Source organism: bacterium, from assembly GCA_016716565.1.
In the GTDB taxonomy this organism is placed as follows: Bacteria; Bacteroidota; Ignavibacteria; order Ignavibacteriales; family Ignavibacteriaceae; genus IGN2.
On sequence record JADJWC010000004.1, the window covers coordinates 224,661 to 241,885 of the forward strand.

At 36.6% G+C, this 17,225-nt stretch carries 11 protein-coding genes, 1 tRNA gene and 2 pseudogenes; 8 read left to right on the plus strand and 6 right to left on the minus strand.

Annotated features, from left to right (window positions below):
* Positions 1-358: 358 nt before the first annotated feature.
* The 5 genes from IPM14_16410 to IPM14_16430 form a co-directional block, all read right to left on the minus strand.
* On the minus strand, positions 359-1,870 hold the full coding sequence (locus IPM14_16410; GenBank protein MBK9099656.1) for a magnesium chelatase: 1,512 nt from the start codon (positions 1,868-1,870) through the stop codon (positions 359-361).
* Between the two features lie 96 nt (positions 1,871-1,966).
* Positions 1,967-3,064, minus strand: a complete 1,098-nt coding sequence (locus IPM14_16415) for a VWA domain-containing protein (protein MBK9099657.1) — start codon at positions 3,062-3,064, stop codon at positions 1,967-1,969.
* Between the two features lie 137 nt (positions 3,065-3,201).
* Positions 3,202-3,828 carry an ATP-dependent Clp endopeptidase proteolytic subunit ClpP gene (clpP, locus tag IPM14_16420; protein ID MBK9099658.1) on the minus strand — a complete coding sequence of 209 codons (627 nt, stop codon included), beginning with the start codon at positions 3,826-3,828 and terminating at the stop codon, positions 3,202-3,204.
* Entirely contained in the window at positions 3,825-5,144 is a 1,320-nt protein-coding gene (gene tig, locus IPM14_16425) for a trigger factor (GenBank protein MBK9099659.1), read from the minus strand. Before tig ends, clpP begins: the two co-directional genes overlap by 4 nt.
* 32 nt (positions 5,145-5,176) lie before the next feature.
* Positions 5,177-5,259, minus strand: a tRNA-Leu gene (locus tag IPM14_16430).
* A 201-nt stretch (positions 5,260-5,460) separates the two neighbouring features.
* Here IPM14_16430 and murA point away from each other — a divergent pair.
* Genes murA through IPM14_16445 form a run of 3 tightly spaced genes read left to right on the plus strand, consistent with a single transcriptional unit; the run spans position 5,461 to position 10,364 of the window.
* Complete coding sequence (gene murA / locus IPM14_16435; protein ID MBK9099660.1) at positions 5,461-6,726, plus strand: UDP-N-acetylglucosamine 1-carboxyvinyltransferase; 1,266 nt, start codon at positions 5,461-5,463, stop codon at positions 6,724-6,726.
* Position 6,727: 1 nt separating this feature from the next.
* The gene (locus IPM14_16440) at positions 6,728-8,956 is read left to right on the plus strand and encodes a hypothetical protein (protein ID MBK9099661.1); all 2,229 of its coding nucleotides are present in this window, start codon (positions 6,728-6,730) and stop codon (positions 8,954-8,956) included.
* Positions 8,957-8,960: 4 nt separating this feature from the next.
* Positions 8,961-10,364: an HD domain-containing protein gene (locus IPM14_16445; GenBank protein MBK9099662.1), complete on the plus strand. Its 1,404-nt coding sequence runs from the start codon at positions 8,961-8,963 to the stop codon at positions 10,362-10,364.
* A gap of 4 nt (positions 10,365-10,368) precedes the next feature.
* Here the strand turns inward: IPM14_16445 and IPM14_16450 are convergent, their stop codons facing one another.
* Positions 10,369-10,797, minus strand: a complete 429-nt coding sequence (locus tag IPM14_16450; protein MBK9099663.1) for a hypothetical protein — start codon at positions 10,795-10,797, stop codon at positions 10,369-10,371.
* Positions 10,798-11,078: 281 nt separating this feature from the next.
* On the opposite strand from IPM14_16450, the gene IPM14_16455 reads away from it, so the two are divergent.
* From IPM14_16455 to IPM14_16475, 5 genes and pseudogenes are all read left to right on the plus strand, one after another.
* A complete protein-coding gene (locus IPM14_16455) occupies positions 11,079-12,434 on the plus strand; it encodes a TolC family protein (protein MBK9099664.1) in 1,356 nt (451 codons plus the stop codon).
* A 22-nt stretch (positions 12,435-12,456) separates the two neighbouring features.
* Positions 12,457-13,763, plus strand: a pseudogene (locus IPM14_16460) (efflux RND transporter periplasmic adaptor subunit).
* Positions 13,764-13,786: 23 nt separating this feature from the next.
* Entirely contained in the window at positions 13,787-14,503 is a 717-nt protein-coding gene (locus IPM14_16465) for an ABC transporter ATP-binding protein (protein ID MBK9099665.1), read from the plus strand.
* Between the two features lie 94 nt (positions 14,504-14,597).
* Positions 14,598-15,831 (plus strand): annotated as a pseudogene (locus IPM14_16470) (ABC transporter permease).
* Complete coding sequence (locus IPM14_16475; protein ID MBK9099666.1) at positions 15,832-17,058, plus strand: ABC transporter permease; 1,227 nt, start codon at positions 15,832-15,834, stop codon at positions 17,056-17,058. It abuts the pseudogene before it with no gap.
* Positions 17,059-17,225: the final 167 nt, after the last annotated feature.

Consider the following 17,225-nt stretch of genomic DNA (forward strand, 5'->3'; position numbering starts at 1 on the left):
CTTTCATTAGAAATATAAATAAAACGCTTCTGGTGTTAAAGAGTGTTTATTCTGAATTTATTTCAGAATACTTTTCGTGAATTAAGGGATATAAATTATTTAAGTGACTCGGATTAACCGATTAAATTATTCGCAGGTAAAAAACCGTTAAAACGGTTGGAAAATTCTATTTGTTTCTCATTAACCCACGGATTAATCCGTGGGTTAATAAAAGGAAAAAAATCTTTTATAACCGTTTCAACGGTTTATAAATGAAAGATGTCAACTTGAGTAAGTAAAATGGATATAAATATAATTACTTAAAGATTCCGGATACTCCGACTGCGTCAGAGTTCCGGAATGACACTCGGATTACAAACTAAAACTTATACTGAGACTCATCGTCTTCATCCTCTAAATCTTCTTCAGCTGGCATTGTGAACATCGAGCTAAACATATCTCTGAACTGAATTCCGTCTTCAATCTTTGTTCTGCTGAGCAGCGAATGTTCTGATAATCCAAACAACAATAATTCCATCAAAAGAAGTCTTGAATTTCCATTCATTGATGGCTGGTATTTCTTGACAACATTTTCGAGCTGCGGAATTTTATGGAGAAGTTCTGTATATCCTTTATCAGTTAAGTCCATCATCAAATCTGCTTTGTTGCCTTTCTTGAACCAATCAATTATTGGCTGATACGGACTTGGCTGCTGAGATTTTTTCAAACTATCCAGAGTAGGGAAGTATTTAGTAAAATTATTTCTTATCGCTTTACCAATTAATATTTGAGCGACCTTAGCGGGACCTTCCTGTTCACCCTCATAAACAAGTTCAATCTTTCCGGTAATTGATGGGATCACTCCAAAAAGATCGCTAACTCTCAAGTGAGTTTCCTTTTCGTTGTTCAGAATTCTTCGTCGCTCTGCTGTGCTGATTAAATTTTCATATGCAGAAATGGAAAGACGTGCTGAGACACCACTTTTTGAGTCGATGTATTCGCTTCCACGTGCTTCAAATGCGATTTGTTCTACAAGATCCAGCAATATTTCGTCAGGATTTATTTTTTGTTTTTGGTCATCCGTCAGGTTTGCTTCCTGCTGAGTTATTCTTTTTGATATTTCAATACTCTTTGGATAGTGCGTGAGTATCTGGCTGTCAATTCTGTCCTTTAACGGCGTAACTATCGAACCTCTGTTTGTATAGTCTTCCGGATTTGCAGTGAAGATGAATTGAATATCTAAAGGCAATCTTACTTTGAAACCGCGAATCTGAATATCGCTTTCCTGAAGTATGTTGAACAGTGCAACCTGAATTCTTGCCTGAAGATCAGGAAGCTCGTTTATTACAAATATTGCTCTGTGTGATCTTGGGATTAAACCAAAGTGAATTACTCTTTCATCAGAGTAAGGGAGCTTAAGTGCTGCAGCTTTTATCGGATCAACATCGCCGATTAAATCAGCTACAGAAACATCAGGTGTTGCAAGTTTTTCTGTATACCTCTCTGTGCGGTGAATCCAGCTAATTTTAGTCTGATCACCTTCATTACTTATTATTTCCTTTGCATAAACTGAAAGAGGATTCAACGGATCATCGTTCAATTCAGAACCTTCAACAATTGGAATATATTCATCGAGAAGGTTGATCATCAGCCTTGCTATTTTAGTTTTTGCCTGTCCACGTAATCCAAGAAACAAAATATCATGTCGTGAGAGAACTGCAGTCTGAAGATCGGGGATTACAGTATCATCAAAACCGATTATGCCTTCAAATGGATTTTTATTTTCCATTAAAAACTTTATCAGGTTATCTCTTAATTCATCCTTAATTGAATTGGATTTATATCCGCTTTGTTTTAATTCACCGAGCGTTTTAATACTATCTAACTTCATTATTTAAATATTTCTTTCTAATATTTTTAGTTTGTCCAATAAAAACCAAATTAAAATTTTATTAACCCTCTCCTTTGGAGAGGGCAGGGTGAGGCCTTACCTTACTCTCTTTCTTCTGTTACGTATATAATCTTCAAAAAGAAAATCGCCGAGACCTGTCAAGCTGCTGTAATAAGCTCTGCCATTGTTAATCTTTGTAAACTCACGAACAAATTGCTGTAAATATGGATCGCGAGCAATCATAAAAGTTGTAATGTCGATATTATGCTTCCTGCAAATTGCAGCCTGGTCAAGAGTTTTATTAATTATTTTTCTATCGAGTCCAAAACTGTTCTTATAATATTTTGCACCAACCTTTAAACAAGTTGGTTTACCATCCGTTATCATAAAAATTTGCTTGTTATTTGTCTTCCTCCTGCGAAGAATATCATGAGCTAATTGTAATCCTGCGACTGTGTTTGTATGAAAAGGTCCAACTTCGAGATATGGGAGATCTTTTATTTCAATTGGCCATGCGTCATTGCCAAATGCAATAATATCCAATGTATCTTTTGGATATTTGGTAGTGATAAGTTCTGATAAAGCCATCGCAACTTTTTTTGCGGGAGTGATTCTGTCTTCACCATACAAAATCATCGAATGAGAAACATCAATCATCAACACTGTCGATGTCAATCCTTTGAAATCTCGTTCTTCAATCTCAAGATCTTTTTCAGTTAATTTGAAATCATCAATCCCGTGATTTATCTGAGCATTCTTAATTGAATCAGTCATATCAATCTGCTCAAGAGTATCACCAAAATTATATTCCCTTCGATCGGATGTTAGTTCGTCGCCGTGTCCTGAAAAAGGAGTGCGATGATTTCCTCGTGCAGATTTTTTAAGTTTACCAAATATTTCCTCAAGAGATTGTCTTCTAATTGTCATTTCACTTTTAGTAGTCAATGAAATTGTTTTTCCGTCTTCATTTTCTTTTATGTAACCTCGTTCTTTCAGTTCATCAATAAAATCACCCATTCCATATTCCTCCCCGGTCATATTATACTGACGATCAAGCTCGTTCATCCAGTTTAAAGCTTCTGATACATCCCCGGATGTGATGGTAACAAGCTGTAAAAAGACTTTGAGCAAGTCTTCAAAACTGTTTCCGGAACTATCACTTGGGATGAAATCTGTAAATCTATGTCCTATCATAATAGTATAAACAATGAAAATGAATTATTAGTTCGCAATAATTTCGGGTTGAAAATAAATTAAACTTTATGTTAAAACAAGAATAAATTTTGTTGAGAATTAAGAAAGGAAGGGGGGAAATAAATTCCCCCATTAAATTATTTTTTTTCGATCGGTAATCGTGTTTCCAAAACGTTATCAATCAACTTATATTCTTTAGCTTCTTCTGAAGTCAGGAAGTAGTCTCTGTCGCAATCCTTTGTAATTTGTTCGACGGATTTTCCGGTGTGCTTTGCTAAAATTTTGTAAAGAGAGTCTCTGGTCTTAAGCATCTCTTTTGCATGAATTTCGATGTCTGTTGTTTGTCCCTGCAATCCGCCAATCCATGGTTGATGGATCATTATTTTAGAATGTGGCAAAGCTGAACGTTTTCCTTGTGCACCGCCTGCTAGTAGAATTGCTCCCATACTAGCTGCCATTCCAACGCAAATTGTTGCTACTTCCGGTTTAATGTAGCGCATCGTATCGTAAATAGCCATTCCAGCAGTCACACTTCCACCCGGACTGTTGATATAAAGATTGATATCTTTTTGTGAATCTTCAGCTTCAAGGAAAATTAATTGTGCAATCGTCAGACTTGCCACATGGTCATCTATCGGCATACCGATAAATATAATTCGCTCACGAAGCAAACGTGAGTAAATATCCATTCCACGTTCGCCGCGTCCTGTTTGTTCTATAACATAAGGAACGAGTTGGTTAAAAATTTCTATTTTGTCTTTCATTCTTTTTCCTCTTTCTGCTTTTTAGCAAGTTTATCAGGATTAACTTTTTTAATATCATTTTTTTCTTTTAAGAAGGAAAATAACTTCTGGTCAAGCATTCTTTCCATCTGGTTTGATGATTTGTAGTAGTTCATAAGCTTATCAATCGGAAGACCTGTTTTTTCGGCATCTTTCGCAGCAAGTTCTTCAAGCTCTTTATCTGCGACTTCAAGTTTTTCTTTTTTCAGGATTTCGTTTTTTAACTGATACCACTTCACCTCATTCAATGCAGATGGCTGAAGATATTCCCTGAGATACTTAGTATCAACTTTTTTCATTCCCTGCTTCTTAAGTCTCTCTTCTTCACTTTTTACCATTTCATCAAGAATACTTTCCACCATGAATGAAGGGGGAGTGAAATCATTTTTAGAAATTATTAAACCAATAAGCTGGTTCCTTGTGAATTCATCAGCTCGTTGATCGTAATAATTCTGAATGTTTTTTTCAATTTCTGTTCGAAGATCAGCTTCTGTCGAAATTTTATCTTTTGTAACCTTTTTAATTAAATCTTCATTCAATTCAGGCAATACAATTTTTTTAATCCCAAGAATCAAAACTTCATAATCAAAATGCTCAACTACTTTTTCTTCCTGTCCATCTTTATTCGGTACCATTCGTTCATCGTGAAAATGAAACTTGAACTTCTCACCGACTTTTTTCCCTTTTGCATTTTCTTTTATATCTACATGAACGCTTTCGTTCGATAGATCGATCTGCATTTTATCCGGTTTTGAATCTGATGATGGCTGGTCTTCTTTATTTACTCTTGTAAGTTCAACATCTAAAATAAAATTATTGTCATCACCAACTGCATCGGTTTCCTCCTGCGTACTGTTTGATCGCAAAATATGTTCGATTTCTTTTTCGACTTCTAAATCAGTCACTTTTATATCCGGAACTTCGATCAACTGATTTGTGTAATCTTTTACATCGATATCAGGAATTACTTCATACTTTACTTTGAATTTAAAGTCTTTTTCGATGTTAAAATCGAGATCGGTCATCACTGGTTGACCAATTGGACGTAAATCATTTTCTTTTGCCAATTGCCAGAACCGGGAATTAGCAACTTTTTCTGATGCTTCAAACTCAAGTGAATCTCCAAATCTTTGTTTGATTATATGCTGTGGAACTTTCCCTTTTCTGAATCCCGGAACCTGAATTTTACTTGTCTGCTTTTTTACTTCTGATTTTATTTCATCACGAATTTCATCATAGCTGAGCGTAACTTCAACTTCTTTTTCCGATTGTGAAATATCGTTTACTGTGAACTCCAAATTAACCTCTGAATTGTTTAATAATAAAAGTGTGCGAGAACGGGGACTCGAACCCCGACACCTTTCGGTACTAGATCCTAAGTCTAGCGCGTCTGCCAAATTCCGCCATTCTCGCAGATTTGTTATTTTGCTGTGTAAATCTTTAAAAATTGGCTACTAATATACGGTCAGAGGAGGTGTTTATCAATTATGATTGTTGTCGGGGACACAGTATAAATGATGAAATAAAATCGGCTCTTCGAGTAATGTTTTTAACTGTCAATACGAAGTTTTATTCTTAGTTTTGCTATGACAAATCAAATAATAAAAAAATCATATGGATAAATTTGTAATAAAAGGCGGTAAGACTCTTTCCGGTAGTGTAAAAGTAAGTGGATCGAAAAATTCATCTCTTGCCTTGATGCCGGCTTCTATTCTCGCATCGGGAAAATCTGTTCTCAAAAACACTCCTGAACTCAATGATGTATACACGATGTCAAAACTGATCAAACACCTCGGAGCCGATATAAGTTTTAACAATGAAATTCTCGAGATAGACACTTCAGGTATAAATGAGTTTACCGCACCTTATGAACACGTTAAAAAGATGCGTGCTTCGATATATGTGCTCGGACCTCTGTTAGCAAGATTCGGAAAAGCAACAGTCTCGTTACCCGGTGGTTGTGCCTGGGGTCCACGACCTGTTAATCTTCATCTTGAAGCGATGAAAAAATTAGGTGCGCAAATAGACTTGAAAGACGGTTATATAATTGCGGAAGCTAAAAATTTAAAAGGAGCTAAGATTAATTTTGATGTCTCATCTGTTGGAGCAACAGGAAATGCAATGATGGCCGCTGTTTTAGCGAAAGGTACGACTCTAATCAACAATGCTGCAATTGAACCGGAAATTACACAACTTGCCGAGTTCCTCGTGAAAATGGGTGCGAAGATTAATGGAATCGGAACGAACACTCTTGAAATTCAGGGAGTTGATGAGTTACATTCTACGGAAATAAAAACCATTCCGGACAGAATAGAAACCGGAACATTGCTCGTTGCGGCTGCGATTACTAATAGTGAAATAACTCTTACGGACACTTCATCGGAATATCTTGAAGCTGTTCTTCTAAAGCTTGAAGATTGCGGATGCGTAATACAAAGAGAGAAAAATCAAATTACAGTTGATGCGACAAAAGATAAGTTAAAACCCGTATCAATTACTACCTCCATATTCCCGGGATTTCCAACTGATATGCAGGCACAATGGACAACACTCATGTCAATCGTAAACGGTGTTTCAACAGTAACCGATACAATCTATTTTGATAGGTTCAAGCATGTACCTGAATTGAATAGACTCGGAGCAAATATTGTTCTGGATCAGAATACTGCGATAGTTACCGGCGTGAATAAGTTAAAAGGTGCAAAAGTTATGTCGACGGATCTTCGTGCGAGTGCATGCCTCGTGCTGGCTGGTTTAATCGCAGAAGGAACAACTGAAGTATTACGTGTTTATCACCTTGACAGGGGATACCAAAGAATTGAAGAAAAGTTAAAATCTCTTGGTGCTGATATTCAGAGAATCGAAAGTAAAGAATATTAAAATGTCGTTGGAATTTCTTAGAAAACATAATTTCCTGATTTTATACTTAGTTGTAATCGGAGGTGTAAATCTTTTTCTTCAAACACTTCCATTGACGAATGTTTTCGGTTATGAATTTTCAGCAATCAATTCTTTGATTCTATCTTTTCTTTCTGGCATTTATATCATTTCAGTTTTTAAATCCTCTGAAAAAACAAAAAACTTTTTTAACACAAGCCAACTCTTTGAAGCATGGTTGTGGATGCTTTCAATTCCATTCATCATTTCAATAATCAAATCATTGGTATTTGGATTTTGTTCCTTCTGGGATGGTCTCCTTTTTTATTTGATCATTACTAGTCCGTCTGTTGTAATCGGAAGTGCGATTGGTGCGATTAGCTTTCACTTCGTTAAAAAGTTTAGATTAATATTTTTTATTCTCATCTATCTGCTGATATTATTGACTATCCCTATTCTGGAAATTTACTTTAATCCACAGATTTATTTATACAATCCACTGTTCGCATATTTTCCTGGTACCATCTACGATGAAGGCATAACTGTTGATTTCAATCTCATTTTATACAGAGTATTTAATCTGATCTTCTTCATCCTTATTCTTAAATATTTTATCAGATGGTGGGGAAAAGAAGCATCATTCAATAAAAGAACTTCATTTTTAATTCTTGTAATTCTTTTCAGCGGTGTGTTTTACATTTTTATCTCTCCGCTTTTTGGATACACGACAACTAATTCTTGCCTAAAAAGCTCTCTTTCAAATCGAGTTGAGTCAAAGCACTTCATAATATACGCAGATAAAAATATCGGGAAGGAAGAATTAGAATTAATTGTTCTTAATCAGGAATATTATTACTCAGATTTGACTAAATATTTTACCGAACAACCTGAAACTAAAATTACTTCGTATATTTTCTTCAACAGCGATCAGAAAAAAAATCTCTTCGGTTCGGGTGCTGCTGATGTTGCCAAACCTTGGCTTAATAGTATTTATGTTTCTGCTGATACATGGGAGAGTACGTTAAAGCACGAAATTGCCCACTGCTTCACAGCTGGTTTTGGTAGCGGAGTATTTAAAATTGCTGCAGGATTTAACCCAGCTTTAATTGAAGGTGTAGCAGAGGCTGCGGATGGTTTTTATGATGAAAATACTATTCATTTTATGGCAGCTCTTGCATATAAGAATGACTATAAGATTGATATAAATAATTTATTCAGTCATCTTAATTTTTTTGGAAGCGTTTCAAGTCTATCATACATCTATTCGGGATCGTTCATACAATATTTAGTTGAACAATTTGGAATTGAAAAAGTCAAACAATTTTATAAGACAAATAATTTCAGCGAAGCATTTAAAACTAGTTTAGCTGAGGTTACAGACAATTACGAAATATTTTTGGACACACTCACTGTAGAATACAACAAGGAACAGGCAAATTACTACTATGGCAGAAAAGCTCTCATTAGTAAAGTGTGTCCCAGATACGTTGCTTCAGCGTTGAACGAAGGATGGAAACTTTATCAACAAAAGGAATTTCATTCATCAGAAAAAATATTTGCAGATATTCTTTCCAAAGCAGAGAACTATAGTGCTGTAATCGGACTTTCTAAAATTTATGAAGATAGCGACTCTCTCTTTAGAGCGATTCAAAATCTGAATTCTTATGTGAGTACTTTTGAAAATACCAGCAGTGAATTTGATTTGAAATTCCGTCTGGCTGAACTGTATGTTAAAAATTCCGAACTTGCAAAAGCCTTTGAACTTTACTCATCGTTATCGTTGAACAATCCGAATAAAAGATTAAAATTGCTTGCTGATACACGTCTGGCTTTAATAGAAAATGGTAAAATTGAAGCTTATGTTTTCGGAAGTGATTTTGACAAGTACGCGATTCTTAAGGAACTAAATTCAAAATCGTACAACTATTCCTCCATACCTTTGATGATCGATTTGAGTATTTCTTTAGAGGAGAGTTATGAGAGTTTTCTTTCATTCTTTAAAAATGATTTGGTAGTAAAGGACGATATCAGCAGCTATTCAGTATTAAAACTATCTGAATATATGTTGAAGAATTCTGATATTAAGAATGCAAGGAAGATGGCCGGCTTCGCACGACGATATAAATTGAATGATAATCTGCTTAAACTGACAGAAGAGAACTATAAAAAAACGGAATGGTTTTTTAGAAATTCTGAATCGACTCTCGAACAGACAACATTTGGATTAAATTAATTTTATGAATGTAAGTGCTGAAATAACAAAATATATTTTCTTTCAACAGGCGTCTGAGCTTGCTGAAAGAATGAAAGTGGAGGTTTACATCGTTGGTGGATATGTTAGAGATTTAATCCTGGGAAGGGAAGGAAAGGATATTGATTTTCTGGTTATCGGCGATGTAATGAATTTTGCTCAGACCTTTGCAAACCAGCTCGGAATAAAAGATATAGTCGTTTACAAAACTTTCGGAACAGCACACTTCGTTTATGAATCACTGAACTTCGAGTTCGTTGCCTCGAGAAAAGAATCATATCAAAGATCGAGTAGAAAGCCGGAAGTGACTGAAGGAACTTTTCTTGATGACATTTCACGACGTGATTTTACAATCAATACTCTCGCCGTATCGATTATGAAAAATAATTTCGGTGAGGTAATAGATCAATACAATGGATTGCTGGATATTGAAAATAAACTTATAAGAACACCGCTTGATCCCAAAATTACTTTTGATGATGATCCGCTCAGGATTTTGCGTGCGTTCCGATTTGCGTCTCAATTGAATTTTACTGTGGATGATTCAGTGCTAAAGGCTGCGGAAGAATACAGGGATCGTCTCGAGATAGTGTCACAGGAAAGAAAGACAGATGAGTTTCTGAAAATATTGAAATCACCGAAACCATCGGTAGGATTAAAATTGCTTCAGCATACTCATGTAATGCAGGTTGTCTTTCCTGAAATTTACCAGATGGTTGGAGTTGAACAAAGAGAAGAATATCATCATAAAGATGTTTTCTATCATACGCTCGAAGTTCTTGACAACATCTCACTTAAATCAGATGATGTATGGCTTCGTTTTACTGCGCTAGTCCATGATATCGCAAAACCAAGAACCAAAAAGTTTGTTGAAGGAACTGGCTGGACTTTCCATGGACATGAAGAGATCGGTGCACGAATGATGAAATCAATCTTTAAAAGAATGAAATTACCTTTGACAAAACTCGAATATGTTGAGAAGCTCGTTAGATTACATCTTCGTCCGATTGCACTAGTTAGCGATGAAGTAACCGATTCAGCAATACGCAGGTTAATTGTTGCTGCTGATGATGACCTGGATGATCTAATTACACTTTGCCGCGCTGATATTACCAGTAAAAATCCTGAAAAAGTTGAACGCTATCTTCAGAATTATGAAATCGTCGTTAAAAAAGTACTTGAGGTAAAAGAAAAAGATAAACTGCGGGCTTTCCAATCTCCGGTTAGTGGTGATGTTATAATGCAGGTTTGCAACATTGGACCGTCAAAGAAAGTAGGCGAGATTAAAACAGCAATTGAAGAAGCAATTCTCGATGGAATAATCGGAAATAACTATGAAGAAGCCTATGAGTATTTGTTAAAAACAAAAGACGAATTGCTTCAGAACTGATCGATTAAAATTTTACCCGCACACCAAGCTGATACATCCTGTTATTTATAACTGCTTCATCATTTCTGATATCCATATAAATATCAACCGGAATTTGCTCCTGTACTTTCTGTAATTCTTCTTCTGTGGATTCCAATCTGGATACATTTAAATAACTGGGTGAAGTTAATGCAGCGGTTGTGTCAGTTTCTGTTTTCTTTTCTTTAAAGAATAATGCATAAGCGAGGATGCCTGCAATAACAAGTCCGCCCACAATCAATAGTGTAGAATTGTCATTGCTATCATCAGTTTGAGTTGTTCCGCCGCTACCGCCTCCGGGCACATCAAATATTCTGAGATTACTCTGAGAGAATGTTTCAGATGAAAGTATGGTAACCGTGAGCACAAGTATTATTGCTACAGATTTAATTAAAAATCCTGAAATTGTTTGCACTTTTTATCCCTTTAATTTGTTGTGACTAATATACTGCAATTTAACTCAGCTATTCAAGCGGCGATTTAGTGCCGATACTAAGTCAGGTTAAGCTAAATAGTTCCAGTAATATTAACCGAATAAATAATAATACTACCGCTTATAATGTTAATCACATAAGTGCAGTATTCACTTTAATATTTTTGCAATGGGATTTATTCATTCAATAAAATAATGTAACATTGCATGTTATCTAACTGTCTAATATATCAATCAGGGAAAAATTTAAATCGGAGATAAGAATGCGATCTATTCTAATAATCTTTTTTACATTCATTATAGCTGGTTCTTCATTCAGTCAGGAAAAACTGACACTCGAAAAAGCAATCAGCATTGCTCTTCATAAAAATTCATCATTAATAATTAGTTCAAGCCAGATTGAAGGCTATGAATCCAGTGTTCAGGCAGCATATGGTAATTTTCTACCTTCGCTCGGTTTAAGTGCCGGCTGGGATTGGTCACGATCGGATGTAAAAGGAGTCGGTACGGTTGTGATAAATGGAATTCCCGTTCCAAGAGTCAGCACAACATCAACTTCCAGAAATTACAGAGGTTCAGTTTATTCAGATTGGACACTTTTCGACGGGTTGGCAAATTTCGCTCAGCTTTCAAAAACTGAAAATGAATTACAGTCTGCACAATACTCTCTTGAAAGAGTGAAGCAGGATATTGTGTTCCAGACGATGTCATTGTATTACGATGTAGTTTATGCCGAACAGCTTCTACGTGTTAAGCAAGCTGATTTAAAATGGAATGAAAAAAATCTTGAAACAATTAAAGAAAGAAACAGGCTCGGCGCAGCAACGCTTGCAGATGTTTATCAGCAGGAAGTTGCAAAGGGTAATGCGGAACTTGAACTGATAAGAACGGAAAATCAGCTAGAAACTTCGAAGAAGGATTTATTATTCTACCTTGGTGAGGATGTTCTGCAGGAATATGTTTTTTCTGATTCACTTACAACTACAGATTCTGAAATCCTGAATTCTGATCTGTTGAGTGATTACGAGAATATTTCAGATCTTGTTACTCAAGCAATGAATAAAAGATACGATTACCAGAGCGCTGTTTTAAATTATGAGAGTTCAAAAGAAGGGGTGACTATCGCAGAATCCGGACACTGGCCAAGTTTAACAGCAAACGGCAGCTATTCACTTTACACAGATAATCTTTCGACTCTCGATCAGTCAAAGACTCTCGGTTTCGGTTTGAGCCTAAACTTTCCTTTGTTCTTAGGATGGTCGGTTACAAACAGAGTACAGCTCGCTGAAGTTCAGTCAAAAATCAGCGAAGTTGAAATGAGTGATCTTGAAAGAGATATAAAACGACAAATCAAAACGACCTTCCTGAATTTACAAGCTGTTCAAAAAGGATTGGTTGTAAGCGAAAAGAACATTGCTGCTGCAAGAGAAAATTTGAAGATAGAAGAAGAAAAATATGCTCTCGGTTCAGGCAAGTTGCTTGATGTATTGATAGTTAATTCGCGCTACACTGATGCGCTCACAAACCTGTTAAATGCTCAGTTCGCGTACATCGTACAAAGCCAGCAGATGAGGTATTACCTCGGCATTTTGGATTATAAAATTTATGAACAACAATAGACTTTCTTAGGAGATAAATAGAATGGCAAACGGAAAAAGAAAAAAATCAAAGAAGAAACTATTCATATTTGGTGGATTGGGTCTTCTTGTTCTCATCCTGGTAATCGTTGCCTTAGCGGGTGGCAGCAAGGAAAATATTATTCTGGTGCAGACTGAAAAGTTGCTAAGCGGAGCATTACTCAAACTGTAACAGCTACCGGAACGATCGATCCAGAATTTAAAGTTGTGATCACTCCGGAAGTAACCGGAGAGATTATCAGCCTTCCTGTAAAAGAAGGAGACATCGTAAAAAAAGGTCAGCTTTTAATTAAGATTAAAGGCGATCAATACATGGCTCAGAAGGATAGACTTGAAGCTAATCTCAAATCGGCAGAAGCAACACAGCAAATGCGTGATGCTGAATTGAAAAGAGTTGAGCTCGAGTATGATCGTGTTAAAGAACTTCACAGCAAAGGTCTCGCAAGCCAGTCTGAATTGGAAGCCGCAGAAACAAATTATCTTACTTCAAAAGCTTCTTATGATGCAGCAGCAGCAAATGTTCTTCAAAGCAAAGCCCAGTTGCGGGAAGTTCTTGAGACTTTGTATAAAACAACAATTTATGCTCCAATGGATGGTATTGTAACTCAGCTCAATGTTGAACTTGCTGAGAGAGTTCTCGGAAGCGGTTTCAGCCAAGGAACAAATATTATGACCGTCGCAGATCTTAGCAAAATGCAGGCAGTAGTTGACGTTGATGAAAATGATGTTGTTCTTGTTTCAGTAGGTGATACGGCAAATGTAAAAATCGACGCCTTTGGTGATAAAATTTTTCATGGAACCGTAGTAGAAATAGGCAATAGTGCAAAAGCTACTGGATTTGGAACTCAGGAACAGGTTGTGAATTTTTCCGTTAAGATCAATTTGATAGACCTTGATCCTAATCTTCGTCCCGGTATGTCCTGTAATGCTGACATTGAAACAGAAACGGTTAAAGATGTAATCAGTGTACCGATCCAGAGTGTTACTGCGAGAACAAATATTCCTGAAGAAAAAGATACAACAAAGGTTGAAAAATCTGAGAGTGGAAATGGACAAATGCCTAAGATGAATAAGCCAAAGGAAGTGGTATTTCTTGCTAACAATGGAAAAGCAAAAATGGTTGTGGTTGAAACGGGTATCAGTGATGACAATTATCTCGAAATTAAAAGTGGATTAAAAGAAGGAGACGAAGTAATCTCAGGAAGTTACCGTGCTATTTCACGCGAATTGGAAGATGATTCTATAGTAAGAGTTGAAGATAAAAAAGGTGGAGAAGGGAACCAGGAAATGGTTGCCGACGAAGAAAACTAACCAATCCAGGAAGTAAAATGAACATTATTAACATAGAACATATTGCTAAAATTTACCAGGTTGGATTGGAGGAAGTTCATGCTCTTCGCGATGTTTCACTCAGGATTGATAAAAATGAGTACGTTGCTATCATGGGTCCATCAGGTTCTGGTAAATCTACACTTATGAATATGCTTGGATGTCTCGATACACCAACTTCCGGCAAGTATGAATTTAACGGAGTAAATGTTAGCGAGATGAATGATAATGAACTTGCAAGGATAAGAAATAAGGAAATCGGATTTGTCTTCCAGACATTTAATCTTCTTCCAAGATCTGATGCGCTCCACAATGTCGAGCTTCCATTAATTTATGCAGGTGTTTCATACCATGAAAGAAGGGAGAAAGCACTCAAAGCTTTAGTTGATGTTGGACTTGGAGACAGAGTTCACCACAAACCAAATGAACTTTCAGGCGGACAAAGACAGCGTGTCGCAGTTGCCAGAGCCCTGGTAACAAATCCTTCAATTATACTAGCAGACGAGCCGACAGGAAACCTCGATTCTAAAACAGGCGAAGAAATAATGCATTTATTCAACGAGATTCACCAAAAAGGCAATACAATAATTCTTGTAACTCACGAAGAATACATTGCTGAACATGCTGCACGAATTATCAGACTGAAAGATGGTCTTATTGAAAAAGATGAAACTGTACAAAACAGATATATCCCTAAACCCAGACAAGCTACTTTAAGCTGATGATTGAAATTTATTTTTTGGGAAAGAATTATACGTTGATTTCGGCGGGTGATGTTTTAATTTTATTGAACAATAAAAGCGAACAGGTTATTATATGAGATTCATACTTTTTGAACTGAAAGAAGGATTGCTGATTGCCTTTCGTGCACTTAAAGCCAATAAGGTTCGGACTTCACTTACAATGCTCGGTATCTTTATTGGAATTACTGTGGTTGTACTTATGTCAACTGCAATTAAAGGAATTGATAATTCCTTCCAGGATGGTATCAGTGCTTTAGGTTCGGATGTATTGTATATTGATAAATGGGCGTGGTTCTCAAATGAAGAATGGTGGAAGCTGCGTAACCGTAAAAGTATTACGATGGCAGACTATGAACATTTTAAATCTCTCGCAAAGCTTCCATTAGCCGTTGCACCTGTCATTAACTCTCAACAGACTGTTAAAATAGGGGATAAAAGAGTTGACGGCGTCTTTCTCAACGGTTCAAATGCGGATTATGTTAAAACAACTAACTTCACATTTGATCAGGGAAGATTTTATAATGAAGTTGAAAGCAATGCATCAAGACAGGTTGCTGTAATTGGAAGTGAAATTTCAAAAAACTTTTCCCGAGAGGTGATGGTCTTGATAAAACAATTAAAATCGGAAATGCAAACTTTAAAGTCGTGGGAATTTTAGCTGAGCAGGGAAGCTTTATTCTTGGACCATTCAATCCCGATAACCAGGTATTTATTCCCATTGGAACGATATTTAAAACTTTATTGCAGAACATAGAGGAACTGTAACATTCAACGTTCGTGCGCCTAATCCTGCATTGCTCGAAGAAACAAAAGCTGAAGCTGAAGGTGTTATGAGGAAAGTGAGAGGACTTAAGTATGATGAAGAAAATGATTTCTCTATAAATCAGCAGGAAGGATTAATGGCTGAATACAATTCGGTTGTTGGTGTAATACAGATTGCAGGACTAATCATAACCGGTTTATCTCTCTTTGTTGGTGCAATCGGAATTATGAATATTATGTTTGTCTCGGTCCGTGAAAGAACAAAAGAAATTGGGATACGGAAAGCAATCGGTGCAAAGAAAAGAACCATACTCACTCAATTTTTATTGGAGTCGTCAGCTATCTGTTTACTTGGTGGCATAGCAGGACTGATCGCCGCAATCCTGGGAAGCATGGCTTTGAATCAATATTTTCCCACATCAGTTCAAGTTGATGCTGTGATAATCGCAATCGGTGTGTCAGCTATTACTGGAATTCTTTCGGGATTCGCACCGGCTTATCAGGCATCTAAATTAGATCCAGTTGAATCATTGAGGTATGAGTAAATGAAAATTAACCAGCTCACCCAAATCGCCGTTCAATCAATCATCAATAACAAGCTTAGAACTTCGCTTACTATTCTTGGTGTTGTAGTTGGAATATTTTCCATTATTGTTATTATGACCATCATTACAATGCTTCAAAACAGCATTGAAGATGGCTTATCAATGCTGAGCAAAAATACTTTCCAGATACAAAAGCATGAACCAATGCAGGGTCCGGGTCATAATCGCAGTGACAGGAACAGAAAAGATATTACGATTGATGAAGCTTTACGATTAAGAGAATTACTCACATCTGCACAATACGTTGGTGCAGAGCAATGGCGGTTTGGAAAAATTGTGAAGTTCGGTAATCTTGAAACAAATCCGAACATTAGTGTTGCCGGTGCCACTGTTGATGCAATGCGTACAAACGATTGGAATGTTGATTACGGCAGAGATTTAAGAGAGAATGATGTTGAATACTCCGCAAACGTTTGTCTGCTCGGTCCGGAAGTAGTTGATAAAATATTTCCTAATCTAAATCCTATAGGGCAAACAGTCAGAGTTGACAACCAGCCTCTAAAAGTCATCGGTGTATTACAGGCACAACCAGCAATGTTCGGAGAAAGCAGAGACAACTACATTGTTATGCCTATAACTACCTGGCAGTCAATTTATGGTAAATATAGGGGAAGTGTAAACATCACCGTTACCGCACCAAGTAAGGAAACTTACAACGATGTTATCGAGGCAGCTATCGGTCATTTTAGAAAGATTAGAAAAGTACCTGTAGGTGAACCTGATGATTTTTACATTTTCAGCAATGAATCAATGATAACACAGGTTAATACTATTACCGGCCCGATTAAGATTGGTGCACTGGCTGTTTCACTTGTTGCATTGATTGCCGCCGGAGTTGGAATTATGAATATTATGCTAGTATCAGTAACTGAACGTACAAAAGAAATTGGAATACGGAAAGCAATCGGTGCAAGGAAGTCAAGCATACTTATACAATTCCTGATTGAAGCAGTAATACTTTGCGTTGTGGGAGGAATTGCGGGTATTGCATTTGGTATCGGTGTCGGAAATTTTGCGGGAAGTTTTCTTACTGCACAAATGGCAATTCCATACGATTGGGTCGTCATCGGGATAACCATGTGTGTAATAGTCGGACTTATCTTCGGAACATACCCGGCATATAAAGCCGCTAATCTTGATCCGATTGAAGCGCTGAGATACGAGTGACCTCATTCCCTCGGAGTTTTCTCAAAAGGTTCTCTCGATACATTTCATTACTCGAGAACCTTTTTCGTGATTGGTTTTCGAGTTTTTTCTGATGATATCAGAAAAAGTATCGAGAAAACATTAGTTGTGCTACAACTTCATAAAAGGCAGAGGTTAATTTGTCCTTA